Here is a 23034-nt window from a genome sequence, read left to right on the forward strand (position 1 = left end):
ACCATGACCTGCCCTCACCACACAGAAAATATCGTCGCGGAAGAGAAAGCGCAACTCGACTTCAGCGAGCGCATGAGCTACGGCGACTACCTGCAGCTCGACGCCATTCTGGGCGCCCAAAAACCGCTGTCGCCCGCGCACGACGAGCTGCTGTTCATCGTGCAGCACCAGACCAGCGAACTCTGGATGAAGCTGATGCTGCATGAGCTGCACGCCGCTGTTCAAAACATCGCCACCGACGAGCTGAACGCCGCCTTCAAGCAGCTCGCGCGCGTCAGCAAAATCATGGAACAGCTGGTGCATGCCTGGGACGTGCTGGCCACCATGACGCCGCCTGAATACAGCGCCCTGCGGCCCTACCTGGCGCAGTCCAGCGGGTTCCAGAGCCACCAGTACCGCTGCATCGAATTTGCCATGGGCAACAAAAACGCCGCCATGCTCAAGCCCCACGCGCACCGGCCCGACCTGCTGGCGGTGGTGCAGGCGGCGTATGAAGCCCCATCGCTGTACGACGAAGCGCTGCGCTTGCTGGCCCGCCGTGGCCTGGCGGTGCCGGCCAGCCACACCGATCGCGACTGGACCCAGCCCTACGAAGCCAGCGACGCCGTGCAGCAGGCCTGGCTGCAGGTCTACCGCAATCCCAAAGACCACTGGGACCTGTACCAACTGGGCGAAGAACTCACCGACCTGGAAGACGCCTTTCGCCTTTGGCGCTTTCGCCACGTCACCACGGTGGAACGCGTGATTGGCTTCAAGCGCGGCACCGGCGGCACGGGTGGCGTGAGCTACCTGCGCAAGATGCTCGACGTGGTGCTGTTTCCCGAAATCTGGCGGCTGCGCACCGACTTGTGACGCGCTGGCGATAATGGCCGGATGAGCACGTCATCCAGCCCGAACCCCAGCCAGACCGCCCCGTTTCGACATCGGCTGGCGACCCTGACGCGCTGGCTCGCGGCGCTGTTGGCGGTGATGGGACTGAGTGCCCCGGCAGCCCGGGCGCAACCGGTGGTGGTCGCCGCTTCCGACCTGAAGTTTGCGCTGGAGGAAGTGGCCGCACTGCACCGCAAGGCGGGCGGTCAACCGGTGCGGCTGGTGTTTGGGTCGTCCGGCAATTTTTACCGACAAATTTTGCAAGGCGCGCCCTACCAGCTGTTTCTGTCGGCCGACGAAAACTTTGTCTTTCAGCTCGCCGATGCGGGCAAAACCGAAGACCGGGGCGTGCTCTACGCCGTGGGTCGCATTGGCCTGCTGGTGCCCAAGGGCTCACCCCTAAAGGCCGACGGTGAGCTCAAAGACCTGGCACTGGCGCTGCAAGACGGGCGATTGAAGAAATTTGCCCTGGCCAACCCCGAACACGCCCCCTACGGCACCCGTGCCATGGAAGCCCTGCAACACGCGGGACTGTGGTCGGCCATCCAGCCCCGGCTGGTGCTGGGCGAAAACATTTCACAAGCCACGCAGTTCGCCACCTCGGGCAGCACGCAGGGCGGTATCGTGGCGTATTCGCTGGCCCTGTCACCGGCGGTGGCCGCGCAGGGCAGCTTTGCGCTCATACCCGAAAGCTGGCACCAGCCGCTGCGCCAGCGCATGGTGCTCGTGCGCGGCGCCAGCGCGGCCACCCGCGCTTTTTACGACCACCTGCAAACGCCCGCCGCCCAAGCCGTGTTGCGCCGCTACGGCTTCACCCTGCCCAACGCCACCAAGACGCCCTGACGGCCCATGGACTGGACCGCCCTCACCCTCTCGCTCAAACTCGCCGGCGCCACGGTGCTGCTGCTGCTGCCGCTGGGCCTGTGGCTGGGCCGCTGGGTGGCGCGCACGCCCTCGCGCTGGAAAATCTGGGTTGAAGCGGCCATGCTGCTGCCGCTGGTGCTGCCGCCCACCGTGCTAGGTTACTACCTGCTGGTGGGGCTGGGCAACAGCTCGCCGCTGGGCCAATGGGCGCAACAACTCTTCGGCGTTCAGCTGACCTTCAGCTTCACCGGCCTGCTCATCGCCTCGCTGGTGTTCAACATTCCGTTTGCCCTGCAACCCCTGCAGCGCGCCTATGAAAACGTGCCGCGCAGCCTGCACGAAGCGGCACTGGTGTGCGGTCTGTCGGCCTGGGAACGCTTCACCAAGGTGGACCTGCCACTCGTGTGGCCCGGCATCATGTCGGCTGGCGTCATGACCTTCGCCCACACCCTGGGCGAATTCGGCGTGGTGCTCATGGTCGGTGGCAGCATTCCGGGCGAAACCCAGACCATCGCCATCGCCATTTACGACCGCGTGCAGGCCTTCGACACGCGCAGCGCACACCTCATGTCGCTCACGCTGCTGCTCATTTCGCTGCTGGCCATAGGCGCGTCCTTGCTCGCCAGCCGCCGCCTGGGCCGCTCCCGCCCTGAGGCCACGCCATGAGCCTGCAGGTCAGCGTCGACCAGACCCTCCCCATGCGGCTGACCGGTGCGTTTCATTGCGCGCCGGGCCAGCTGGTGGCGCTGGTGGGGCCTTCGGGGGCTGGCAAAACTTCGCTGCTGCGGGGCATTGCCGGGCTCATGAAACCGCAGCACGCCCGCATCAGCGTGGGCAGTGCTTGCTGGTGCGACACCGCACAAGGCCTTTTCGTGCCGCCGCAGCTGCGCAACGTGGGCCTCGTGTTTCAAGACTACGCGCTCATGCCGCACATGAACGCGCTGGACAACGTGGCCCTGCCCTTGCGCGGGCCTGAGCGCCTGACACGTGCACGGGACATGCTACGCCGCGTGGGCCTGGCGCCCGAGCACATGCAGCGCCGCCCGGCCCAGCTCTCAGGCGGGCAGCAGCAGCGCGTGGCGGTGGCACGCGCACTGGTGCGAGAGCCTGCCGTGCTGCTGCTGGACGAGCCGTTTTCTGCGGTCGATCAGATGAACCGGCAAACGCTGTATGCGCTGCTGGCCGAGCTGCGCGAAGACATTGCCGTGCCCATGGTGCTGGTGACGCACGACCTGAACGAAGCCCGCCTGCTGGCCGATGAGCTGGTGGTGATGGCCGAGGGCGTGGTGCTGCAGCAAGGCCGCGCCGACGCCATTCACCGAGCCCCGCGCAACGCCCGCGTGGCCGACATCGTGGGTATTGCCAACCGCTTTGACGGCGTGTGGCTGGGGGCCGACGCCAACAGCCCCGCCGGCACCGGCTGGCTGCGCTGGGGCAGCACAGACGCGGCCTTGCACCTGCCGGTGCGCGACAAAGGACGCATTGAGCCCGGCCAGTCGGTGGCCTGGGTGGTACCCGGCGAGGGCCTGCGACTGTGTGAAGAACCGGCAGCGGCCAGCGCGGCGCCGGTCAATGGGCTGGGCCTGACGGTGCGGGTGGTCACGCTGCGCCACTTGGGCGACGTGTGGCTGCTGCGCCTGCAATGCCTGGACGGGCCGCAGGCCAGCTTTCAGATCATGCTGACCGGCCCGCAGGTGCGCCCGCTGGTGCCCGGCCAGGTGCTGCAGATGTGCATGGACCTGGCGATGCTGCACATCATGCCGATCAAGACCGGTGCAGGCGCGCTCGTCTCGGCAGGCTGAGGCCTCCCCAGCAGGGTAACCGCCGCCGGTTCAGGGCCGGATGTTGTTGCGGGTGATCACATCGGTCATGGCGGCCGTGTCGGCACGCACGCGCTGGGCCAGCCCCTCGGGCGACGTACCGACCACCTGCCAGCCCTGGTTAAGGATGGTTTGGCGTACCTCGGGGCGGCGCACGATCTCGGTCAAGACGGTCGCCAGGCGGTTCACATGGGCCTTGGGCAGGCTGTTGGGCGCCGCCACCGCGTTCCATATCTCCAGTTGCATGTCGCGCACGCCCAGCTCGGCCAGGCTGGGCAGTTCGGGCGCCACGCTGCTGCGCCCGCGCGACGTGACCCCGATGGCGCGCAAGGCGCCACCACGCACCTGGGCCAGTGCCAGGCCCGGTGGCAGCAGGGCCATCTGGATCTGGCCACCCAGCATCGCCGCAATCACCTGTGGGTTGCCCTGGTACGGCACGTGCACCGGCGCCAGGCTGGCGCGGTTTTTCAGCAACTCCATGCCCAAGTGGGCCACCGTGCCCACACCGGGCGTGCCGTAGTTCCAGCGGTCACCGGAGGCGCGCGCTGCATCAAAAAAACCGGCCCCGCTGGTGGGGGTGCTGGCGGGCACAGTAAGGACCAGCGGCGACACCGCCAGCAGCGACACCGGCGACAGGTCGGTCAAGGGGTCGTACGTCGTGGCCGGATTGAGGATCTTGGCGATCGTCATGTTGCCGTTGATCATGAGTCCGATGGTGTGGTCGTCGGTGGCACGGGCCACCAGGCCAGCGGCAATGTTGCCACCGGCGCCCGGGCGGTTGTCCACCACCACCGGCTGGCCCAACGCTTGCGACAGGGGCTCGGCCAGGGCACGGGCCATCAGGTCGGGCGAGGAGCCACCGGGAAAACCCACAATGATTTTGAGCGGCCGGCTGGGCCAGGCGGTTTGGGCCTGCGCGGTGGGCAGCGCCCAGGCGGTGGCCAGCGCGGCGGCGGCGGCCAGGGCATGGCGGCGGTTGGGGCGGTTGGATGGGGTCATGTGGTCTCTCGCGGTCAGGTTGTCGGTGGGCAGATCAGTCCAGCGGATCGGGCGGTCCATCGTACAGCCAGGGGTTGTCCATCAGACTTTCGCCCAGCACCGCCATGGCCGTGTTGCGGCCCCAGCGCAGCACGCCGCTGGCGTGAAAAATGGTGCCGTTGCGCTGTGAGCGGCTTTGCACACGGGCATTGCGCGCCCAGCGGGTTTGCGCATAGGTGCCCAACAATGCGGGCCAGTCTGCTGCGGGCGCAGCACCGCGCAGGCGACCGATCGTCCAGGCGTCTTCAAGGGCCATGGCGGCGCCTTGCGCCAGATAAGGGCGAAGCGGGTGGGCAGCGTCGCCCAGCAAGGCCACCCGGCCCTGCGCGTGCTCGTGCGGTCCGGTCATGGGTGCGCGGTCGTTCAGCGCCCAGAGCTTCCAGCCTTGCACGGCGTTGATCATGGCCATCAGGTCGGGACAGGCCGAGCCGAGCGCTCGCTTCAGGTCGGCCGCCTGGGCTTCGTGGCTCCAGCTTTGCGGGTCGCTGCCCACCGGACCGCCATGGCCGTGGCCCAGCACGCCGTGCACCACCGCCACCACGTTGAACCACTCGCCGCTGCGCACGGGGTAGTGCACCACGTGCAGGCGCGGCCCAAGCCAGGCGGTGACCACGTTGTCGCGCTGCGCGGCGGGCACGTCGTCCCGGTGCACCATGCCCCGGTAGGCCAGGTGGCCGCTGGCACGAACCGGCTGCGCGCCCAGCATTTGGGCCCGAACACGGCTCCACAGGCCATCGCTCCCCATCAGGGCTTGGCCTTGCAACACCGTGCCGTTTTCGGTAGTCACCTGCACCGCGTCGGGCGTCTGCTCGTAGGCGGCCAGGCGCGTGTTGAGGTGCAGGCGCACACCGGGCTCTTGCCGCACCGCGCGCAGCAACAGGCTGTGCAGGTCGGCGCGGTGCAGGGTGGCGTAGGGTTGGGCGTAGCGGGCCAGGGCCATGGCGCCCAGGCGCAGCTGGCCAAGTCGCTGGCCGCCGTGGGCATCGCGCACCCACAATGCTTCGGGAAACGCGGCGCAGGCCTGCAGCTCGTCTGTGAGGCCCCAGGCATGCAGCACGCGCACGGCGTTGGGGCCCAGCTGCAAGCCCGCGCCCACCTCGCCAAACGCGCTGGCTTGCTCCAGCACGTCCACCGAAACCCCGGCACGTGCCAGCGCCAGCGCGCAAGCCAAGCCCCCAATACCACCACCGGCAACCACCACTTGATCGTTCATGGGACGCGATTGTGCCGCCAGCGCGCAGGGCTGCCTTGACGCAGGTCAGCGCCACACCTTCAAAGCACGCGGTTGAACCAGAACAAAGACAGCCCCGCCGACAGCAACGCCAGCACCGAGGCCAGCAGTGCCAGCAAGGCGGAAATTTCGGTTTCCTTTTTCTCCACCGTGAGCCGCGTGCTGAGCGACTCGTAGACCTGCTTGAGGTTGTCGGCCGTACCAGCATAAAAGTACTCGCCCTGCGTGGTGCGAGCCACGCTTTTCAGCGTGTCTTCGTCCAGCCGCACCCGCATGGACCAGCCCTCAAAACCGATCACCTCGCCTTCCACCGTGCCAATGCCCACGGTGTAGACGCGCACGCCCCGGTCGGCCGCCAGCTGGGCGGCTTCTGCGGTGTCCACGCCGGTGGTGCGCTGGCCGTCGGTGAGCAAGATGATGGAGGCCGAGGTGTACGAACCCGGCGGCACGGGCGCTGCAGGTTGCTGGTCTTTGCGGGCCTGTTCGAGCGGGCGGCCCTGGGGCGCAAACGGGTCGCTGTTGCGGCCATAGGTGAGGCTGGCCAGGTCCAGCCCCTGGCCGGGAAACAACTCCCCCAGCGCCACCACGATGGCGCTGCCGATGGCGGTGGCGCGCTGCAGCTGGAACTTGTCGATGGCGGCCACCAGGTCTTCGCGGCTGAGGGTGATGGGCTGCACCACCTGCGCCGTGCCGGCAAATGCCACGATGCCCACGCGCACATGGCGCGGCAGCTCGGCCAGAAAGGCCTTGGCCGCGGCCTGCGCGGCTTCCAGCCGGTTGGGCTCCACGTCGGTGGCGCGCATGCTGCCCGACACGTCCATGGCCAAAATAATGGTTTGCTGTTGCGATGGCAGCACGATGCTGGCCATAGGCCGCGCCGAGGCCAGCAGCATGGCGGCCAGGGCCAGCCACAGCAACACCGGTGGCACATGGCGGCGCCAGCCAGGGCCTTTGCCCATGGCTTCGCGCACGATGGACAGGCTGGCAAAACGCAGTGCGGTTTGCTGGCGCCGGCGCAGCAGCCACACATAGCCCAGCACCAGCAGCGGCAAGGCCAGCAACAGCCACAGAAACTGCGGCCAGAGAAAGGTGATGGGCCAATTCATGTGCGGGTTCCTTGAGGTACGCCAGCCTGCGAGAGGTGCGGGCCAGCGGGGCCGTGCTGTGCACCACGGCCGATGCGGCTGCGCCGCTGGCGCAGGTCCACAAAGCGCAGCACGGCGTCAGCCAGGTCGTCGTCGGTCGCCAGTTCGAGCGTGTCCACGCCCGCGCGCGCCAGGCTCTCGCGCAGCTGGGCTTCCCGTTGGGCGGCAATGCGGGCAAAGCGCTGCCGAAAGCCCGCATCGTGCGTGTCCACCAGCAGCTGTTCGCCGGTTTCGGCGTCGCGTATCGGGATCAGGCCCAGATCGGGCAACTCCAGTTCCAGCGGGTCAAGCAGGCGCACGGCCACCACGTCGTGGCGCCGGGCCAGTTCGCCCAGAGGCTTTTCCCAGCCTGGCTCGCTGATGAAGTCGGACACCACAAACACGGTGGCGCGCTGGCGCACGGTGCGGGCCGCTGCGGTCAACAAATCCGCCAGTCGGGTGGGTCCGTTGCGGGGGCCGCTCTTGGCTGCAGGCGCTGAGGGCGCGGGGGGTTGCTGGATCAGGTGGATCAGCTGCAGCACATGGGCCCGCCCGCCGCGCGCGGGCAGCACCGCGTCCACCACCGGCTGGCCGCGCGAACCGTAGAGCAGCGCACCCACCCGGTTGCCGTGGCGGGTGATCAGCCGGGCCAGCACCGCCACCGCGTCGCGCAGCACGGTGCTCTTGCGTTGTGAGCCCGAGCCAAAGTCCACCGAGGGACTCAGATCCAGCAAAAACCAGGCCGCCATTTCACGGTCTTCGGTGAACACGCGCACATGCGGCTGCTGCAAGCGCGCGGTCACGTTCCAGTCGATGTGGCGCACATCGTCGTGGAGCTGGTATTCGCGCAGGTCGGCCAGGTCGAGCCCACTGCCGCGCATGAGGCTGCGAAAGTCGCCTTGCAGCAGCCCATCCAGCCGGCGGATCACGGTCCAGTCGAGCCGCTTGAGCAGCGCATCGGCCCGCTCGCGCGTGGCGCTGACCGGCGCCGGCGGTGGCGGTGGCGGCGCGGCGGTGCGGGGTTTGAAGAGACCGAACAACATGGCAACGTGCCCTCAGGCCACCCGTTTTTCGTGTTCCAGGGGTTTGGCGGGCGGCTTCACCGCGGCCATGATGCGTTGCACCAGCGCGTCGGGGCTCAAGCCTTCCGAGATGCCTTCGTACGACAGCACGATGCGGTGGCGCAGCACGTCGGGCACCAGGTCGGCCATGTCTTCGGGCAGCGCATAGCTTCGCCCGCGCAACAGGGCTAGAGCCCGGGCGCCTTCCACCAAACCAATGGTGGCACGCGGACTGGCGCCGTAGGTGATGAGGCGAGCCATGTCTTTGATGCCATGCTTGTCGGGCGTGCGCGTGGCCGACACCAGCTTCACCGCGTACTGCACCAGCGAGGGGTCCACGTACACGGCGCGGCACTGCGCCTGCAGCGCGGCCAGCTGCTCGGTGGTGGCCACGGCCTGCACCTGCACCGCCGGGCCGGTGACGCGCTCGACGATGACGAACTCTTCCTCGTCGGTCGGGTAGTCCACCAGCACCTTCATCATGAAACGGTCGACCTGCGCCTCGGGCAGCGGGTAGGTGCCCTCTGTCTCGATCGGGTTTTGCGTGGCCATCACCAGAAACGGACTCGGCACCTTGTGCGACTCGCCGGCAATCGTCACCTGGCGCTCTTGCATCACTTCCAGCAAAGCGCTTTGCACCTTGGCGGGCGCCCGGTTGATCTCGTCGGCCAGCAGCAGGTTGGCAAACACCGGACCCAGCGAGGTGCTGAAGTCGCCCGTTTTCTGGTTGTAGATGCGCGTCCCCACCAAATCAGCCGGCACCAGGTCGGGCGTGAACTGGATGCGCTTGAACCGCCCCTGCACCACCTCGGCGAGGGTCTTTACCGTGAGGGTTTTAGCCAGCCCGGGCACCCCTTCCACCAGCAAATGGCCCTGCGCCAGCATCGCCACCATGACGCGCTCCAGAAAGCGGTCTTGGCCGACCACAACCCGTTTCACCTCGTACAGGATCTGTTCCATCAGCTGGGCGGTGTCAGGGGCGTTGGGGTCGCTCATGTTGTGCTCCGTTTCAGAATGGGGGAAGGCCGGCGGCGCCGGCGGCGCTTTCAATGGGCACTGCAAAACCAATGCCCACAAAGGTACGGTGGCTGGTGGGGTTGAGGATGCCGGTGACGATGCCGACCACCTCGCCGTCCATGGTCACCAGCGGCCCGCCCGAATTGCCGGGGTTGGCAGCCGCGTCAAACTGGATCAGGTTGCCGATTTCCTGCTCGCCTTCGGGCGACCGAAACGAGCGCCCCAGCCCCGAAATCACACCCGACGACACCGACGGCCCGATGCCGAAGGGAAAGCCCACCGCCACCACCTGTTCGCCGGGGCGCAGGTCGTGGGTGGACCGCATGGTGGCCGCACTCAGGTCGTCCGGGATGGTGTGGGCCTGCAGCACGGCCAGGTCGTTTTCAGGCTGTGCGCCCACCACGCTGGCCGCCGAGGTGCTGCCGTCGGCAAACACCAGCCGAATGCGCTGCGCGCTTTGCACCACATGCAGGTTGGTCAGGATCACACCCTTGTCCACGATGACCACGCCGGTGCCCACGCCCTGCTCTTCGTCTTCACCCTTTTTGTTCTTGGCCAGTGACACGACGCGCACCACGGAAGGGCGGATTTGTTCGGCCGCTCGGGCCGCCACCGAAGGCAGGTTCTGGGTGGTGAGGGTGCGCAGCACCGCTGCGTCGATGTCTTTTTGCGTCAGCCCACTGGCGGCGCCCGGGCCGCGCAACAACACACCGGCCAGCAGCATGCCCAACAACGCCATGGCGCCCCACAACACGCGCGGACTATTGCCGGCTCTGGCCAGGCGGTGCCCGAGCAGGGGCTTGGGCGGCCCCACAGCCGCCACCGCAGGCACAGGCGCCACCACCACAGTGGCGCGGGCCGAACGGCTGTACAGGGCGGGCTTGCGCATGGGCTACTCCTGGGGCGCCGGGATGGGCGCTGTGCACATCATGCCGCGTTGCGCGGCCCGGCTCAAGCGGTCAACAATTGCCTGAGCACATAGGGCAGGATTCCGCCTGCCCGGTAATAGTTCACTTCCACCGGCGTATCGATGCGCAGCGTCAGCCGCACTTCCTGCCGGTGGCCATTGGCACGGGTGATCACCAGGGTCGCATCGCTCTGGGGCAGCAGTTCAGGGTGCGGCAGCACGTCCAGCGTTTCGTTGCCCGTAAGGCCCAGGCTTTCCCACGAATCGCCCGCCTTGAACTGCAGCGGCAGCACGCCCATGCCCACCAGGTTGCTGCGGTGGATGCGCTCGAAGCTGCGCGCCACCACCGCCTTGATGCCCAGCAACTGCGTGCCTTTGGCGGCCCAGTCGCGGCTGGAGCCAGTGCCGTACTCCTCGCCCGCCAGCACCACAGTGGGCACGCCTTCGGCCTGGTAGCGCATGGCGGCGTCAAAAATAGTCATTTTCTGCCCTTGCCCGGTACCGCTGCTCTGGTAAACAGTCCAGCCGCCCTCTTCGCGTGAGCCGGCGGCGTCGGGGGCGAGCATCAGGTTTTTGATGCGCACATTGGCAAAGGTGCCGCGCACCATCACGTCGTGGTGGCCTCGGCGTGCGCCGTAGCTGTTGAAGTCGGCCTTGAGCACGCCGCGCGCCAGCAGCCACTGGCCAGCCGGCGAGTTTTCGGCAATGCTGCCAGCTGGTGAAATGTGGTCGGTGGTGATCGAATCACCAAACAGCGCCATGATGCGCGCGCCACGCACGGCAGGCGCCTGCTCGGCCGGCTGCGCCAGGGCGAAGTCGGCAAAGAACGGCGGCTCGGCAATATAGGAACTGGTGGGCCAGGTGTAGGCGTTACCGCTCACCCCCTGAATGCGCGCCCACAACTCGCCAGGCTCGCCTTGGATGCGCTCGTAGTTGTCGCGGTAGGCCTTGCCTTTCATGGCAAATTTCATCAGCGCATGCACCTCTTCGCTGCTGGGCCAGATGTCACCCAGGTACACCGGGTGGCCGCCCTTGCCGAGGCCCAGCGGCTCGGTCATCAGGTCGGTCATCACGTTGCCGGCAATGGCGTAAGCCACCACCAGCGGCGGGCTGGCCAGAAAGTTGGCTTTCAGGTTGGGGTGGATGCGCGCCTCGAAATTGCGGTTGCCCGACAGCACGGCAGCGCACACCAGGTCGTTTTGCGTGATCACGTCGTTCAGCTCGGGCGTGAGGTCGCCCGCGTTGCCAATACAGGTGGTGCAGCCGTAGCCCGCCAGGGCAAAGCCCAGCTTTTCCAGGTAGGGCAGCAACCCGGTGGCGGTCAGGTATTCGGTAACGATGCGCGAGCCCGGCGCCAGCGACGTCTTGATGTGCGGCTTGACCTTGAGCCCGGCCTGCACCGCTTTTTGCGCCAGCAGGCCCGCGGCCAGCATCACACCCGGGTTGCTGGTGTTGGTGCAACTGGTGATGGCCGCAATCAGCACTTCGCCATTGCCGACCGACAGCGACTGGGGCCTCAGGGTGGCGGCGCCGGACTGTGCGGTGGCGCGTGCTGGCCGGTTGGCGTCCATTTCAGCCACCGAGCGCGGCGCACCTGGGGGCGTGGGCTGCTCAGGCAGGTCGTGCAGGGCCTGCGGGTTGCCGCCGGCTTGCAGCTGGTGGCGCGTGTGCAGCAAAGCTGCTGGGCGGTTGAAGCCGTTGTCGGCGTTGGCCTTGCTGAACAGCGACGCAAACTGGCTGGCCACCTGGCCGAGCTCGATGCGGTCTTGCGGGCGCTTCGGACCCGCCAGGCTGGGCGTGACCTGCCCCAGATCGAGCGTGACCACCTGCGAATAGTCGATGTCACCCGCCCCAATGCAAGCCCCTGGCGCGCCCGGCACGCCAAACCATCCCTGCGCCCGGAAGTAAGCTTCAAAGGCTTCGATTTCGGCCTTGTTGCGGCCGGTGCCCCGGAAGTAATCCAGCGTCTTGCCGTCCACCGGAAAGAAGCCCATGGTGGCGCCGTACTCGGGCGCCATGTTGGCAATGGTGGCGCGGTCAGGCAGCGACAGTGAGGCCGTGCCCTCGCCAAAAAACTCCACAAACTTGCCCACCACCTTGTGGCGGCGCAACAGTTCGGTCACGCTCAACACCAGGTCGGTGGCGGTCACGCCTTCGCGCAGGCGGCCCGTCATCTCGAAGCCCACCACGTCGGGTGTGAGGAAGTACACCGGCTGGCCCAGCATGGCGGCTTCGGCCTCGATGCCGCCCACGCCCCAGCCCACCACGCCAATGCCGTTGATCATGGTGGTGTGGCTGTCGGTGCCCACCAGCGTGTCGGGGTAATACAGGCCGCCCTTCAGGTGCACGCCGCGCGCCAGGTACTCCAGATTCACCTGGTGCACGATGCCGAAGCCCGGCGGCACAACGCCGAAAGTGTCAAAGGCCTGCATGCCCCATTTCATGAACTCGTAGCGCTCGCGGTTGCGCTGAAATTCCAGCTTCATGTTGAGGTCGAGCGCGCGCTTGGTACCGTAGTGGTCCACCATGACAGAATGGTCCACCACCAGGTCCACTGGCACCAGCGGCTCAATCTTTTTCGGGTCCTGGCCCAGCCGCTGCGCCACGCTGCGCATGGCGGCCAGGTCGGCTAGCAGGGGCACGCCGGTGAAGTCTTGCAGCACCACCCGAGCCACCGTGAAAGGAATCTCGTCGCTGCGCCCGGCGTTGGGCTGCCAGTTGGCCAGCTGCGCCACATGCTCGGCCATGACGCGCTCGCCATCGCAATGGCGCAACACGCTTTCCAGCACGATGCGCAGCGACACCGGCAAACGCGACACGTTGGGAAAGTGCTTGGCGAGGGCAGGCAGGGAATAGAACCGACCGCTTTTCCCCGAAGTGGTTTTGAACGTCTTGACGCAAGACGCAAAGGGGTGCTTGAAAACCATGGCGAACTCCTCGTGAGAGCCCATTGTGGCGCCGGCGTGCTTCACCGCACTGCCTGTGGTGGCTTAAGGTCCGCACGCCGGTACCCAGGCAGCCAACCTTCAAGGACGGTTTGGAGCGGGCCTTGCGCGAAGACCCGGACACCACGGACGACCTCGCGCGGCGGCGCGACTACTTCTTCTGCACCGGGTTGGCGGTGAGCCAGTTGGCAGGGTAGGCGCGCATGAACTCTTTGGCCTTTTGCGGGTGGGCGGTGAGCCAGGCACCGTAAGCGCCTTCGTTTAACACCGCCGGCATGCGTTTTTCAGAGCCCGGTTGCTGGTAGCGGTTCATCAGCGCGTGGCTGTTGGCGTTGACGGTGAGCAGGGTGAAGCTGACGATGACCTGGCCGTCGGCACCGGTCCAGCATTCCCACAACCCGGCCACGCCCATGGGCTTGCCGTCCACCCGGGCAATGCGGGTGGGCACGGCTTTGCCGCTGCGGTAGTCGTCTTCAATAAAGGCCATCATAGGCACGATACAGCGCTGGCCGTGGGTCCAGGCGTCGTAGAAATTTTTCGACGTGCTCACGGTTTCCGAGCGGGCGTTCACCAGCTTGGTCGAGCGCAGCTTGGCGTCCGATGCCGACTTGACCCACGTCGGCACAAAACCAAACTGCCCGGCCGCCAACTCCAGCACCAGGGGCGCGGCCTCGGCGGGAGCTGCTTGCGCAGCGCCATCCGTTGGAGCATCTGGCGCATCAGGCGTTTCGGGCTCGGTGGCCTCAGGCGCTGGGGCGGGTGCGGCAGCCGCCGGTGCTTTGCGGATGAACACACCCGGCTGGCGTGGCCACACGCTGCGCCCCACGGGGGTTTCGGGGGCAGCCACATTAAAGGCATCGGGGTACAGCGCGGCGGGCTGCAGGCTTTCGTATTGGGAACTCATGCAGCGATGCTAGCAGCCCGCCACAAGAACACCGGGTGCCTGACACGGGCAGCGCTTTTTGCCGCCAAAATCCCTCTTTTTTCTGGGAGTTGTGGTGCCCCGTTCCAGCCTGGCCGGTCTGTTAGTTTTGTTCGCTCCTTCAGCGCCCAACCGCCGCACGCTACGGCTGGGCGCGTGGGGCCCAGCCAAGGGCGCTACAACGGCCGCAGAGGCAAGCGGCGTTGTACCCCACGCCTCGTCCGTGCCAGGCGGCATTGCACGACTGTCTCTCGGGCCGGGCGTAACCGGGCAGCATCTGCACTGGGGCGTCATGCTCAACCGCGCCGTGGTGGACCCGGCGCTGTTTCTCGCCGCTTGATGTGCCTATTCCAACTATGCTGATCCGATTCAACAAACCCTACGGCGTGCTCAGCCAGTTCACCGCTGAAGGCCGCTGGCGTGGGCTGAAAGATTTCATCGACCTGCCCGGCGTGTACGTGGCCGGGCGGCTGGACGCCGACAGCGAAGGCCTACTGCTGCTGACCGACAACGGCAAGGAGCAGGCCCGCATTGCCGACCCGCGCTTCAAGATGGAAAAAACCTACTGGGTGCAGGTGGAAGGCGAGCCCGACGAGGCGGCGCTGAACCAGCTGCGCAACGGGGTCCAGCTCAACGACGGGCCCACCCTGCCCGCCCGCGCCCGCGCCATGGCACCACCGCCCGGGTTGTGGGAGCGCGACCCGCCCATTCGCGTGCGGGCGTCCAAGCCCACAGCGTGGATCGAACTGATCATTCGCGAAGGCCGCAACCGCCAGGTGCGCCGCATGACGGCCGCCGTGGGCTTTCCCACGCTGCGCCTGATCCGCGCGGCGATTGGCCCGCACAGCCTGGAAGGGCTGGCGCCGGGCACCTGGCAAGCCTGACGCAGCGGCGCACCGCCGTCAGGCCAGCGCCTGCAGACTGCTGCACAGCTCGGCCATGCCGGGCCGCTGGCTCGGCTGAGGGTGCTGACAGGCCTGCGCCAGGTGAGCCAGAGCGGCCACCGTGGGGCTGCCAGGCGGCGCCAAAGCATGGTCGGCCAACTCCTCCAGCAGACAGCCCATGGCGCGCACCTCCAGCGCCTGCAGGGCTTGAGTGAGCGCGCGCTGGTCGGCTGGCAAGCGGGTGGCAGCGCCAAAGTCGCTCAACACCGCATTCCCATTGGCCGGGTTCCACAAGATGTTGTGGGCGTACAGGTCGCCATGCACCACGCCACGGCGGTGCAGGTGCGCCACCGCCTCGGCCACGCACTGCGCGAGCCGCAAGGCCACAGGCAAGCCCAGACCGAACCCGTCGGGGTACACATCGCGGGTGCAGCTGTCCAGGCTGGGTGGGCCAGCCAGGCTGGTGTGCGTGGGCGCTATGAGCGGCAGCAACAGCCCGTGTGTGCCCTCGGGGTGGTCGCACAGGTCGGCGCTGGGCGTGCACAGCGCGGGGTGCAGACCCGCAGCCAGGCAGGCGTCGCGCTCGTGTGCGGGCAAGCCGTCGCTGGTGACCGCGCCTTTGAACAGCTTGAGCGCCAGCGCTTCGCTGGGGGCGCCTCCCACCCGGTGGGCGCGGTGAATGTGACCAGACGCACCTTCGCCCAACCGCTCGCCCAGCTGCAACTGGCGCCAGGGCACCGTGGGCAAGCGCGGCAGCGGCGGCAGCTGCCAGCCCAGCGGGTTGCCCGACAGCGCCAACCAGGCCAGGCGCGGCAGCTCGGTCAGCCAGCCTGGCACATCAGCCAACTGGTTGGCCGCTAGGCGCACCAGTTCGAGCCGCTGCGCACCGGCCAGGCTGGGCGGCAGGCAGCGCAGCTGGTTGCCAGACAGCATGAGCTTTTGCAGCGCCGGGCGCTCACCCAGCGCCGCTGGCAGCTCGGCAATGGCGTTGTCGGTGAGCACCAGCCAGCGCAGCGCAGGCGGCAAGGCGCTGGCGGGCACATCCACGATGCGGTTGGCTTTGAACCCCACCATTTCCAGCGCAGGGCAATCTCCCAGCACTTCAGGCAGGTGGGTGAAGTGGTTGTCGGAACAAAAAACAATCTTTAGCCGGTGCAGGCGACCCAGGTCGGGCGGCAGGCGGCTGAGCCGGTTGCCACTCAGGTTGAGCACTTCCAGTGTGTCGGCCAGGCCAAAGACCTCGGGGGGCATTTCGGTGAGGCCACAGCTCAGATTGAGTTGGCGCGTACCGGCGAGCGCGCCGCTGCGCAGTTGTTCCAGGGTGTGCATACAAATAGAGAGAGGGACGAGACCGGGCTCCGATTATCAAAGCCACCGATAATGCCGCCCCATGATGGACGCCTTTTCACTCTTTCCCCTCGGCTGGCAGCACTACCTGCTGGGCGGGGTTTTCATTGGCACCGGTGTGGCGCTGCTGTTTTTGTTTACCGGTCTGGTGGGCGGCATGAGCACCGTGTTCTCGAGCACCTGGTCGTTTGTGCTGAAGCGCTCCTTTTTCCAGCAAGCGCGCCTGACCGAAACCCGTGTGTGGCGGCTGGTCTATGCGCTGGGTCTGGTGCTGGGCGCCGGGGTGTGGTGGCTGCTGTTTTCAGACGGCACACCCCTGACCACCGAGGTGCCGGTTGCGCTGCTGCTGGTGGGTGGTTTTCTGGTGGGCTATGGCGCACGGCTGGGCAACGGCTGCACGTCTGGCCACGGCATCTGCGGTCTGGGCTCGCTGAACTGGCCCTCGCTGCTGGCGGTGCTCACCTTCATGGCCACGGCTTTTATCACGGCCAATCTGGCGGCATGGTGGCTGGCATGAGCACCACACCACTGACCCCTGGCAAGTTGCTTGCCGTGCTGGCGGCCGGCGCTTTGTTTGGTTTTGGCCTAGCGCTGTCCACCATGGTGCAGCCTGAGGTGGTGCTGAGCTTTCTGCGCTTCGAAGACTTTGGCCTGATGCTGGTGATGGGCGGTGCCGTGCTGGTGACCTTGCTGGCCTACAAAGTGGCGCCGCGCGTGCTGGGACGCCCCCTGCTGGGCGGCTACTTTCACCAGCATGTGAGCCATTGGAACCGCGACACCCTCACCGGTGCGGCGCTGTTTGGCGTGGGCTGGGGCCTGTGCGGTGTGTGCCCCGGCCCGGCCATTGCCGGCCTGGGCACCGGCAACTGGAGCCTGCTGTGGGCGCTGGCCGGCATTGCGCTGGGTGCGCTGGCGCAAGGCATGCGCGCCAAAGCCTGACAGCGGCCGCCATGAGCAACCTGCCCTTCAGCCCCGCCGCCGATCGCAACAAGGCACCCATTCTGGAGCGGCTGCAAGCGATCTTGCCCGCGCAAGGTGCTGCGCTGGAAATCGCCTCGGGTACCGGGCAACACGCCGTGTGGTTTGCGGCCGGTTTGCCCGGCTGGCACTGGCAACCCACGGACTTTGAAGCCCAGTCCCTGCCCGCCATCGACGCCCGCGTGTCCGAATCGGGCCTGACCCGCGTCGCCAGAGCACGGCGACTCGATGTGCTGGCGCCGCAGTGGCCCGCCGAAGGCCCGGCGTTCAGCACCCTTTTTGACGCCATTTTCTGCGCCAACATGTTGCACATTGCGCCCTGGGCCACCTGCGCAGGCCTGATGCAAGGCGCTGCGCGCCACCTGGCGCCGGGCGGCGTGCTCATCACCTACGGCCCTTACCTGGAAAACGGCGTGCCCACAGCGCCCGGCAACCTCGCGTTTGACGCCAGCCTGCGTGCCAACCACCCCGACTGGGGCATTCGCCAGCTCGCCGATGTCACCGAGCAGGCACACCACGCGGGCCTGACCCTGCAGCAGCGCCACGCCATGCCGTCCAACAACCTGCTGCTGGTGTGGGGTCGCAGCACCTGAGCTGCCGTGCGGGCGGGACAGCCGGCAGCCCATGCGGGGAACCATTGGACGGGTTGCAGGCTCAGCCTTTCAACTTCACAAGCGCCAAAACCCATGTTCAAGACCCTCAAAGACTTGCTGGACACCCTGACGGCCAACCTCGCCGCGGCGACCAGCGCCCAGCCGGCCCAAACGGCCGAACACACGCTGCAACTCGCTACCGCCGTGCTGCTTGTGGAAGTGATGCGCGCCGACCCCAGTCTGGACGAGGCCGAGCGCGACACCGTGCTGATGGCGCTGCGCGGCAAATTTGCGTTGACCGACGACGAACTGCAGCACCTGCTGGAACTGGCCCATGAAACGGCACGCACCGCCTACGACTACCAGCGATTCACCGGCCTGCTGAACGAGCGTTTTACCCAGCCCCAAAAAATCCGCGTGGTGGAAGCCATGTGGCAAGTGGCCTACGCCGACGACCACATCCATGCCCACGAACACCACGTCATCAGCAAGGTGGCCGGGCTGCTGCACGTCACGCACGGCGAATACATTGGCGCCAAACTGCGCGCGCAAGAGGCCGCGCAAACCCAGGGCTGACCCGGACCGACCCCAAGCCCACGCACAACTGGCTACCCAGCTTTGCACGCGCAGGCACGGGGCTTTACCGGCGCGACACACGGGTCACCCACCATGCAGGTTCACCCCCAACAGGAGAACCTCCATGACATCCAGAAACTTTGTTGTTTACGCCATCGTTGCTGCCACGCTGGGCATCAGTTCCCTGTCGTTTGCCCAAGGCAATAGCCAGCGCGGCCACCGCGAGGAACCACCCCGGGTGCAGCACCAAGACGACCGCCGGGATGACCGGCGCGATGCCCGCGATCACCGCCAAGACGACCGCCGCGACTTCCGCCACCCGCGCAATGACCGCCATGTCCATGCACGTGGCCCTGCATTCAAACGCGGGGCGTACATTCCACGCGAATACCGCCACCGCCAGTACGTGGTGGTGAACCACCGCAGCCACCGCCTGAGCGCGCCACCCCGCGGCCACCAGTGGGTGCAGGTAGGCGCTGACTACGTGCTCATCACCGTGGCCACCGGCCTGATTGCACACATCGTGCTGAATCACTGAACCACCGCTGTGCCCCCGCCGGAAGCGCCAGGCGGTTGGGCACAACGGGCACCTCTGCGATGATGTCGACCCGCATGTTGTCTACACGCTCCATCCTATGAACCGCCGACGCCTCGCCCTCACCCTGGTCAGCACCCTGGCCATGGGACTTGCGGCCTGCTCAAAAGAAGAGAGCAGCACGCCCGCCGCCACACAGACTGCAGCAGCCATTGCGCCCACGCAAGCCTACGAAACGGTCGCAGCAGAGGCCAAAGGCTTTACGGTGGGCGCACTCATGAGCGCCAACCCGGTGTACGTGCTGTTTGACCCGCAGTGCCCGCACTGCGGCCATTTGTGGAACGCCGCGCTGCCCTTGCTGGGCAAGGTGAAGTTTGTCTGGGTGCCGGTGGCCATCATGAGCCCCAAAAGCGTGCCGCAAGGCGCGGCATTGATGCAGGCGGCCGATCCCGTGGCCACCATGTCGGCGCACGAACAGTCCATCTTGAGTGGCCAGGGTGGCATGTCGGCGTCCAGCAGCATCCCCGACGGCGTGCTGACCGCCATCAAGGCCAACAGCCAGCTGCTGGACCGGCTGGGTGCCGATTCGGTGCCCTTCATGGTGGCACGCCATGCCCGCAATGGCCAGGTGGTGACGAAGGCGGGCGCGCTCAGCACCGAAGCGCTGAGCGAATTTCTGGGCCTGGGCCAGCCCTGAACCGGGCCGCAGCAAGCGCCCACCGCAGCCGCAAAACCCAGCCGTTTGTGGCTTAACATTCACGCATCAGACCGCATGTCGCGGCTGCAAACGGAGTCCCCCATGGGCAAAGAACAGCGCAACGAAAAGATGTCGAAAAAGCCGAAGAAAGACACCTCGGCCCCCAAAGGCCCAGCCACTTCGGACCGCCCCACCCCACCCATGACGTCGGTGCTGCCCCGCGGCAAAGACAAAAACAAGTGAATCTGGGCCGATGAAAGCCACCTGGAACGGCGCCGTGGTCGCCGAAAGCGACGACACGGTGCTGGTGGAAGGCAACCACTACTTTCCGACAAGCGCGCTCAACCGCGCGTTCGTCACCTTCAGCAACCACCGCACCAGCTGCCCCTGGAAGGGCCAGGCGCAGTATTACTCGCTGCTGGTCAACGGCGAGCTCAACGCCGACGCTGCCTGGTACTACCCCGACCCCAAACCCGAAGCCGACAACATCCGGGGGCGTGTGGCGTTCTGGAAGGGTGTGAAGGTCGAGGCCTGACCAAGTCGTGCGGCGCGCTCAGCGCTTGCGGGGCTTGCTGGGCTTGTTGCCGCGCTCTTTTTTCCGGTTTTGGCGTTCAGCATCGGCTTTGTTGCCAGCCGCCAGCCACCCACCAAACATGTCAGGTGTTTCCAGCGTGACGCGGCCAATGCTGTTGCTGCGGTAGTCGGCAATCAGCAGCTCGGCGGCTTTTTGCCAGTTGGCGTGACCGCCCGCAGCCAAGGCGCCGCGCTTGCGTGCAATGGCTTCCAGCACATCTTCGTCCGGCATGCTGGCGATGGCCTCCAGCGCCATGCCCAGTTTGTAGCGCGCTTCCAGCAGCGCCGGGTAGGCCAGCTTGAGCTTGGCCAGCAGCTCCAGCGCCACCTCTTGGTCGTCGTAAGCGTTCCGGCCCACGGCACCACTGGCGGCCAGGTTGAAACCGCTCTCGGGCACCACAATGCGCGGCCACAGCATGCCAGGCGTGTCGTAGAGGTAGAAATCGTCGGCCAGGGCCAGTCGCTGCTCGTTGCGGGTGATACCGGCCTCATCGCCGGTCTTGGCTGAGCGCTTGCCCATGAGGGTGTTGATCAGCGTGGACTTGCCCACATTGGGAATGCCACAAATGAGCACGCGCATGGGCTTGACCATGCCGCCCCGGTTGGGTGCGAGTTCGCGGCAGGCGGCAATGATGGCGCGCGCGGGCGCGGTGTCGCTGGCGTCCAGCGGTATGGCTCGGGTGTTGGGCTGGGCGTTGTAGTGCGCCAGCCAGAGCGCGGTGCGCTCGGGGTCGGCCATGTCCTGCTTGTTGACCACTTTCAGCGTGGGTTTTCCGCTCGTGAGCTCGGCCAGCAGCGGGTTGGCGCTGGAGCCGGGCAGGCGCGCGTCGAGCATTTCAATCACGACGTCGATCTCTTTCACACGCTCGGTGATGGCCTTGCGCGTGAGGTGCATGTGCCCGGGAAACCACTGGATGCTCATCTGGAAATCGTCTTTCTGGGGAAATGGGTCTGCGCCCGGTGATGCCCCGGCCGCGTGACCGAGGATTGTGCCTTGCCCTGCCTGGTGCTTGGTGTTTGCACCGTGCCGCTGAGTAGCAGGCGTCCCTACAATGAACCCACCATCTTCAAACCCACCCACCCCAACGCAACAAGGGCTTTTTGTATGAGCATCAACGTCAAGATCGATCTGGGCTACGAATTCGACGTCAAGGCCAAAGCGGCAGAGGTGTTTGAGGTGCTGTCGGACGTGCCCACCTCGGTCAGCCATTTCCCCAAGGTGGACAAGCTGACCGACCAGGGCGGTGGTGTGTACCAGTGGGAGATGGAAAAAGTGGGCACGGCCCAGGTGAATATCCAGACCGTGTACGCCAGCAAGTACGTGAGCGACAAGGCCAAAGGCACGGTGAAATGGACGCCGGTGAAGGGCGTGGGCAATGCCCTGGTGGGTGGCCAGTGGACGATCGTGGACAACAAAAAGTCCACCAGCGTGAAGCTGGCGATTCAGGGCGAGATAGAGGTGCCGCTGCCGGGCCTGATGAAAATGATCGTGGTGCCGGTGGTGCAAGGCGAGTTTGAAAAACTGGTGGAGCAGTACATCGACAACCTGATTGCCCGCTTCGGCGGCGAGGTGTGAGCCGCTTCACCACGGGAGCGGTTTGATGTGCTGGCGCTGTTACCAGGACAAAATATTTCCCTGGGCGCTTGACCTGGCCTGCGGCCTGCCCATGATTGGCCGCATGCGCCAGCAGGTGGTGCCCCTGGCGCAAGGCCGTGTGCTGGAAGTGGGCCTGGGCACCGGCCTGAACATGCCCCACTACAACCCCGCCCGCGTGACCCGCATCACCGGTCTGGACCCGGCACTGGAACTGCAGCCCCGAGCCCGCCGCCGCATCGAAGCCAGCGGACTTGATGTGGAACTGCTGGCGCTCTCGGCCGAGCGCATCGCCCGGCCAGACGCGAGCTTTGACACGGTGGTGGTCACGTATTCGCTGTGCACCATTCCCGACCCACTGGCGGCCCTGCGAGAAATGCGCCGCGTGCTCGCGCCTGGTGGCTCGCTGCTGTTTTGCGAACACGGCCGCGCGCCCGACGCCGGTGTGGCCCGCTGGCAAGACCGGCTGCAAAGCCTGTGGGGGCCACTGGCCGGTGGCTGCCACCTGAACCGTGACATACCCACGCTGCTGCAGGCCGCGGGCCTGCACTGCCCGCAGCTGCACACAGGCTACCTGCCCGGCCCCAAACCCTGGACGTTTCATTACTGGGGCCAGGCTTACGCCGCCTGATGCCACACCAGGCCCTGGCTTATGCACAGGGCTCGGAAGGTTGTGCAGCGCGCACAACAGCACCGCAGGACTTGTCCCTGCAAATCTGGGACAACTGTGTGCATAAGTCAGGGTAATCCCTGTACGGCTCACATAAGTTATTGATTCGAAAGGGGTATTAACAGACTGCTTAACGAATAGGCAACACCTCAAAAAACAGCTAAAACCCACCCGGAACACCCGAGTTCCCCACAGGCGGGGCTCTCAAACAGTCCCAAAAACGCTCAACCGAGGCATTTAGACACAGCCAGGTCTTTTGTCCCACAGAACACTGGACAAGCTTGTGCATAACTCCGGGTAAGTCCTGTACGGTGAATGCAAGTGCTTGATTTAAAAGGGTGTTCTCTAACTTGCCTATTTAAAAGGCAGTGTCAGAAAGTGGCGTGTGCAGCAACCCGGGTAGGGCCCACAAACAGACCGCAGCCAACCCACCAAGCCGCTGGGGTAGATTGCAGCCATGGAACCCATCGAGCCCACGCAACCCTTGACGATCCGCTTGGAACCCACGGGCCAGACCCTGCCCACCGCACCCGACCAGACGCTGTGGCAAGCCCTGCAGCAAGCCGGCGTGGTGTGGCCGGTGTCTTGCCGCAACGGCACCTGCCGGGCCTGCATGGGCCGGCTGGTGGCGGGCCGGGTGCGCTACACGGTGGCGTGGCCGGGCTTGCTGCCCGAAGAAAAAGCCGCCGGCTGCGTGCTGCCGTGCGTGGCTTGCGCACAAACCGACGTGGTATTGCTCGGCCCGGGGGCCTGAACGATTGGGGCCAGGAGCCTCGGAGCAACGGCCA

26 protein-coding genes are annotated in these 23034 nt (G+C 66.4%); 16 read left to right on the forward strand and 10 right to left on the reverse strand.

All coding sequences use genetic code 11. The features are described 5' to 3' along the window. Positions 1-3 precede the first annotated feature (3 nt). The 4 genes from kynA to ACTG4K_RS17270 are packed head-to-tail and all read left to right on the forward strand — an operon-like array spanning position 4 to position 3536. Positions 4-852, forward strand: a complete 849-nt coding sequence (kynA, locus tag ACTG4K_RS17255; RefSeq protein ID WP_439115454.1) for a tryptophan 2,3-dioxygenase — start codon at positions 4-6, stop codon at positions 850-852. 21 nt (positions 853-873) lie between these two features. Then, the gene (gene modA, locus ACTG4K_RS17260) at positions 874-1713 is read left to right on the forward strand and encodes a molybdate ABC transporter substrate-binding protein (protein ID WP_439115455.1); all 840 of its coding nucleotides are present in this window, start codon (positions 874-876) and stop codon (positions 1711-1713) included. 6 nt (positions 1714-1719) lie between these two features. After that, on the forward strand, positions 1720-2400 hold the full coding sequence (gene modB, locus ACTG4K_RS17265) for a molybdate ABC transporter permease subunit (protein WP_439115456.1): 681 nt from the start codon (positions 1720-1722) through the stop codon (positions 2398-2400). Beyond that, on the forward strand, positions 2397-3536 hold the full coding sequence (locus tag ACTG4K_RS17270) for an ABC transporter ATP-binding protein (protein WP_439115457.1): 1140 nt from the start codon (positions 2397-2399) through the stop codon (positions 3534-3536). Before modB ends, ACTG4K_RS17270 begins: the two co-directional genes overlap by 4 nt. A 30-nt stretch (positions 3537-3566) precedes the next feature. Here ACTG4K_RS17270 and ACTG4K_RS17275 read toward each other — a convergent pair whose 3' ends face one another. The 8 genes from ACTG4K_RS17275 to ACTG4K_RS17310 form a co-directional block, all read right to left on the reverse strand. Then, positions 3567-4553, reverse strand: coding sequence for a Bug family tripartite tricarboxylate transporter substrate binding protein (locus tag ACTG4K_RS17275; protein ID WP_439115458.1), 987 nt, complete (start codon positions 4551-4553; stop codon positions 3567-3569). Between the two features lie 34 nt (positions 4554-4587). Further along, complete coding sequence (locus ACTG4K_RS17280) at positions 4588-5805, reverse strand: FAD-dependent monooxygenase (RefSeq protein WP_439115459.1); 1218 nt, start codon at positions 5803-5805, stop codon at positions 4588-4590. A 59-nt stretch (positions 5806-5864) separates the two neighbouring features. Next, entirely contained in the window at positions 5865-6917 is a 1053-nt protein-coding gene (locus ACTG4K_RS17285) for a VWA domain-containing protein (protein ID WP_439115507.1), read from the reverse strand. A gap of 8 nt (positions 6918-6925) precedes the next feature. Beyond that, positions 6926-7990, reverse strand: coding sequence for a DUF58 domain-containing protein (locus ACTG4K_RS17290; RefSeq protein WP_439115460.1), 1065 nt, complete (start codon positions 7988-7990; stop codon positions 6926-6928). Positions 7991-8002: 12 nt separating this feature from the next. Then, the gene (locus tag ACTG4K_RS17295) at positions 8003-9004 is read right to left on the reverse strand and encodes an AAA family ATPase (protein WP_439115461.1); all 1002 of its coding nucleotides are present in this window, start codon (positions 9002-9004) and stop codon (positions 8003-8005) included. Positions 9005-9017: 13 nt separating this feature from the next. Then, entirely contained in the window at positions 9018-9914 is an 897-nt protein-coding gene (locus tag ACTG4K_RS17300) for a S1C family serine protease (RefSeq protein ID WP_439115462.1), read from the reverse strand. Positions 9915-9976: 62 nt separating this feature from the next. Beyond that, positions 9977-12859: an aconitate hydratase gene (locus ACTG4K_RS17305; RefSeq protein ID WP_439115463.1), complete on the reverse strand. Its 2883-nt coding sequence runs from the start codon at positions 12857-12859 to the stop codon at positions 9977-9979. A gap of 169 nt (positions 12860-13028) precedes the next feature. Then, the gene (locus tag ACTG4K_RS17310; RefSeq protein ID WP_439115464.1) at positions 13029-13781 is read right to left on the reverse strand and encodes an SOS response-associated peptidase; all 753 of its coding nucleotides are present in this window, start codon (positions 13779-13781) and stop codon (positions 13029-13031) included. A 374-nt stretch (positions 13782-14155) separates the two neighbouring features. On the opposite strand from ACTG4K_RS17310, the gene ACTG4K_RS17315 reads away from it, so the two are divergent. Continuing rightward, positions 14156-14683 (forward strand): pseudouridine synthase, encoded by a 528-nt coding sequence (locus ACTG4K_RS17315; RefSeq protein WP_439115508.1) that lies wholly within the window; start codon positions 14156-14158, stop codon positions 14681-14683. Positions 14684-14701: 18 nt separating this feature from the next. On the opposite strand, the gene ACTG4K_RS17320 is transcribed toward ACTG4K_RS17315, so the two are convergent. Continuing rightward, positions 14702-16012 carry a protein kinase gene (locus ACTG4K_RS17320; RefSeq protein ID WP_439115465.1) on the reverse strand — a complete coding sequence of 437 codons (1311 nt, stop codon included), beginning with the start codon at positions 16010-16012 and terminating at the stop codon, positions 14702-14704. 61 nt (positions 16013-16073) lie between these two features. Between ACTG4K_RS17320 and ACTG4K_RS17325 the strand changes: the two genes are divergently transcribed. The 8 genes from ACTG4K_RS17325 (at position 16074) to ACTG4K_RS17360 (ending at position 19944) form a co-directional block, all read left to right on the forward strand. Beyond that, the gene (locus tag ACTG4K_RS17325) at positions 16074-16547 is read left to right on the forward strand and encodes a YeeE/YedE family protein (protein WP_439115466.1); all 474 of its coding nucleotides are present in this window, start codon (positions 16074-16076) and stop codon (positions 16545-16547) included. Beyond that, the gene (locus ACTG4K_RS17330) at positions 16544-16969 is read left to right on the forward strand and encodes a DUF6691 family protein (RefSeq protein ID WP_439115467.1); all 426 of its coding nucleotides are present in this window, start codon (positions 16544-16546) and stop codon (positions 16967-16969) included. Before ACTG4K_RS17325 ends, ACTG4K_RS17330 begins: the two co-directional genes overlap by 4 nt. Positions 16970-16980: 11 nt before the next feature. Continuing rightward, a complete protein-coding gene (locus ACTG4K_RS17335) occupies positions 16981-17601 on the forward strand; it encodes a DUF938 domain-containing protein (protein ID WP_439115468.1) in 621 nt (206 codons plus the stop codon). Between the two features lie 93 nt (positions 17602-17694). Next, positions 17695-18177 carry a TerB family tellurite resistance protein gene (locus ACTG4K_RS17340; protein WP_439115469.1) on the forward strand — a complete coding sequence of 161 codons (483 nt, stop codon included), beginning with the start codon at positions 17695-17697 and terminating at the stop codon, positions 18175-18177. A gap of 124 nt (positions 18178-18301) precedes the next feature. Continuing rightward, positions 18302-18715 (forward strand): RcnB family protein, encoded by a 414-nt coding sequence (locus tag ACTG4K_RS17345; protein WP_439115470.1) that lies wholly within the window; start codon positions 18302-18304, stop codon positions 18713-18715. 97 nt (positions 18716-18812) lie between these two features. Beyond that, on the forward strand, positions 18813-19409 hold the full coding sequence (locus tag ACTG4K_RS17350; RefSeq protein WP_439115471.1) for a DsbC family protein: 597 nt from the start codon (positions 18813-18815) through the stop codon (positions 19407-19409). Positions 19410-19511: 102 nt separating this feature from the next. Next, the gene (locus ACTG4K_RS17355; RefSeq protein ID WP_322306152.1) at positions 19512-19652 is read left to right on the forward strand and encodes a hypothetical protein; all 141 of its coding nucleotides are present in this window, start codon (positions 19512-19514) and stop codon (positions 19650-19652) included. Positions 19653-19662: 10 nt separating this feature from the next. Then, the gene (locus ACTG4K_RS17360; protein ID WP_439115472.1) at positions 19663-19944 is read left to right on the forward strand and encodes a DUF427 domain-containing protein; all 282 of its coding nucleotides are present in this window, start codon (positions 19663-19665) and stop codon (positions 19942-19944) included. Positions 19945-19962: 18 nt separating this feature from the next. Here ACTG4K_RS17360 and ylqF read toward each other — a convergent pair whose 3' ends face one another. Then, positions 19963-20904 carry a ribosome biogenesis GTPase YlqF gene (gene ylqF / locus ACTG4K_RS17365; protein WP_439115473.1) on the reverse strand — a complete coding sequence of 314 codons (942 nt, stop codon included), beginning with the start codon at positions 20902-20904 and terminating at the stop codon, positions 19963-19965. Positions 20905-21087: 183 nt separating this feature from the next. On the opposite strand from ylqF, the gene ACTG4K_RS17370 reads away from it, so the two are divergent. The 3 genes from ACTG4K_RS17370 to ACTG4K_RS17380 all read left to right on the forward strand — a co-directional run bounded on the left by ACTG4K_RS17370 (position 21088) and on the right by ACTG4K_RS17380 (position 23000). Then, positions 21088-21558, forward strand: a complete 471-nt coding sequence (locus ACTG4K_RS17370) for an SRPBCC family protein (RefSeq protein ID WP_439115474.1) — start codon at positions 21088-21090, stop codon at positions 21556-21558. Positions 21559-21583: 25 nt separating this feature from the next. Continuing rightward, complete coding sequence (locus ACTG4K_RS17375; protein ID WP_439115475.1) at positions 21584-22207, forward strand: class I SAM-dependent methyltransferase; 624 nt, start codon at positions 21584-21586, stop codon at positions 22205-22207. Positions 22208-22703: 496 nt separating this feature from the next. Continuing rightward, positions 22704-23000, forward strand: a complete 297-nt coding sequence (locus ACTG4K_RS17380; RefSeq protein WP_439115476.1) for a 2Fe-2S iron-sulfur cluster-binding protein — start codon at positions 22704-22706, stop codon at positions 22998-23000. Positions 23001-23034: the final 34 nt, after the last annotated feature.

Origin of the sequence: Hydrogenophaga sp. (assembly GCF_965657535.1) — a bacterium.
Taxonomy (GTDB): Bacteria; Pseudomonadota; Gammaproteobacteria; order Burkholderiales; family Burkholderiaceae_C; genus Hydrogenophaga.

What these genes read in the sequence shown, in the direction of transcription:
- ACTG4K_RS17295 (WP_439115461.1), bottom strand. Translation starts at nt 9,004, where the DNA reads ATGAGCGACCCCAACGCCCCTGACACCGCCCAGCTGATGGAACAGATC.
- ACTG4K_RS17370 (WP_439115474.1), top strand. Translation starts at nt 21,088, where the DNA reads ATGAGCATCAACGTCAAGATCGATCTGGGCTACGAATTCGACGTCAAG.
- ylqF (WP_439115473.1), bottom strand. Translation starts at nt 20,904, where the DNA reads ATGAGCATCCAGTGGTTTCCCGGGCACATGCACCTCACGCGCAAGGCC.
- ACTG4K_RS17310 (WP_439115464.1), bottom strand. Translation starts at nt 13,781, where the DNA reads ATGAGTTCCCAATACGAAAGCCTGCAGCCCGCCGCGCTGTACCCCGAT.
- ACTG4K_RS17320 (WP_439115465.1), bottom strand. Translation starts at nt 16,012, where the DNA reads ATGCACACCCTGGAACAACTGCGCAGCGGCGCGCTCGCCGGTACGCGC.
- ACTG4K_RS17335 (WP_439115468.1), top strand. Translation starts at nt 16,981, where the DNA reads ATGAGCAACCTGCCCTTCAGCCCCGCCGCCGATCGCAACAAGGCACCC.
- ACTG4K_RS17315 (WP_439115508.1), top strand. Translation starts at nt 14,156, where the DNA reads ATGCTGATCCGATTCAACAAACCCTACGGCGTGCTCAGCCAGTTCACC.
- ACTG4K_RS17275 (WP_439115458.1), bottom strand. Translation starts at nt 4,553, where the DNA reads ATGACCCCATCCAACCGCCCCAACCGCCGCCATGCCCTGGCCGCCGCC.
- modB (WP_439115456.1), top strand. Translation starts at nt 1,720, where the DNA reads ATGGACTGGACCGCCCTCACCCTCTCGCTCAAACTCGCCGGCGCCACG.
- ACTG4K_RS17360 (WP_439115472.1), top strand. Translation starts at nt 19,663, where the DNA reads ATGAAAGCCACCTGGAACGGCGCCGTGGTCGCCGAAAGCGACGACACG.
- ACTG4K_RS17380 (WP_439115476.1), top strand. Translation starts at nt 22,704, where the DNA reads ATGGAACCCATCGAGCCCACGCAACCCTTGACGATCCGCTTGGAACCC.
- ACTG4K_RS17345 (WP_439115470.1), top strand. Translation starts at nt 18,302, where the DNA reads ATGACATCCAGAAACTTTGTTGTTTACGCCATCGTTGCTGCCACGCTG.
- modA (WP_439115455.1), top strand. Translation starts at nt 874, where the DNA reads ATGAGCACGTCATCCAGCCCGAACCCCAGCCAGACCGCCCCGTTTCGA.
- ACTG4K_RS17375 (WP_439115475.1), top strand. Translation starts at nt 21,584, where the DNA reads ATGTGCTGGCGCTGTTACCAGGACAAAATATTTCCCTGGGCGCTTGAC.
- ACTG4K_RS17290 (WP_439115460.1), bottom strand. Translation starts at nt 7,990, where the DNA reads ATGTTGTTCGGTCTCTTCAAACCCCGCACCGCCGCGCCGCCACCGCCA.
- ACTG4K_RS17340 (WP_439115469.1), top strand. Translation starts at nt 17,695, where the DNA reads ATGTTCAAGACCCTCAAAGACTTGCTGGACACCCTGACGGCCAACCTC.
- ACTG4K_RS17280 (WP_439115459.1), bottom strand. Translation starts at nt 5,805, where the DNA reads ATGAACGATCAAGTGGTGGTTGCCGGTGGTGGTATTGGGGGCTTGGCT.
- ACTG4K_RS17330 (WP_439115467.1), top strand. Translation starts at nt 16,544, where the DNA reads ATGAGCACCACACCACTGACCCCTGGCAAGTTGCTTGCCGTGCTGGCG.
- kynA (WP_439115454.1), top strand. Translation starts at nt 4, where the DNA reads ATGACCTGCCCTCACCACACAGAAAATATCGTCGCGGAAGAGAAAGCG.
- ACTG4K_RS17355 (WP_322306152.1), top strand. Translation starts at nt 19,512, where the DNA reads ATGGGCAAAGAACAGCGCAACGAAAAGATGTCGAAAAAGCCGAAGAAA.
- ACTG4K_RS17325 (WP_439115466.1), top strand. Translation starts at nt 16,074, where the DNA reads ATGATGGACGCCTTTTCACTCTTTCCCCTCGGCTGGCAGCACTACCTG.
- ACTG4K_RS17350 (WP_439115471.1), top strand. Translation starts at nt 18,813, where the DNA reads ATGAACCGCCGACGCCTCGCCCTCACCCTGGTCAGCACCCTGGCCATG.
- ACTG4K_RS17300 (WP_439115462.1), bottom strand. Translation starts at nt 9,914, where the DNA reads ATGCGCAAGCCCGCCCTGTACAGCCGTTCGGCCCGCGCCACTGTGGTG.
- ACTG4K_RS17305 (WP_439115463.1), bottom strand. Translation starts at nt 12,859, where the DNA reads ATGGTTTTCAAGCACCCCTTTGCGTCTTGCGTCAAGACGTTCAAAACC.
- ACTG4K_RS17270 (WP_439115457.1), top strand. Translation starts at nt 2,397, where the DNA reads ATGAGCCTGCAGGTCAGCGTCGACCAGACCCTCCCCATGCGGCTGACC.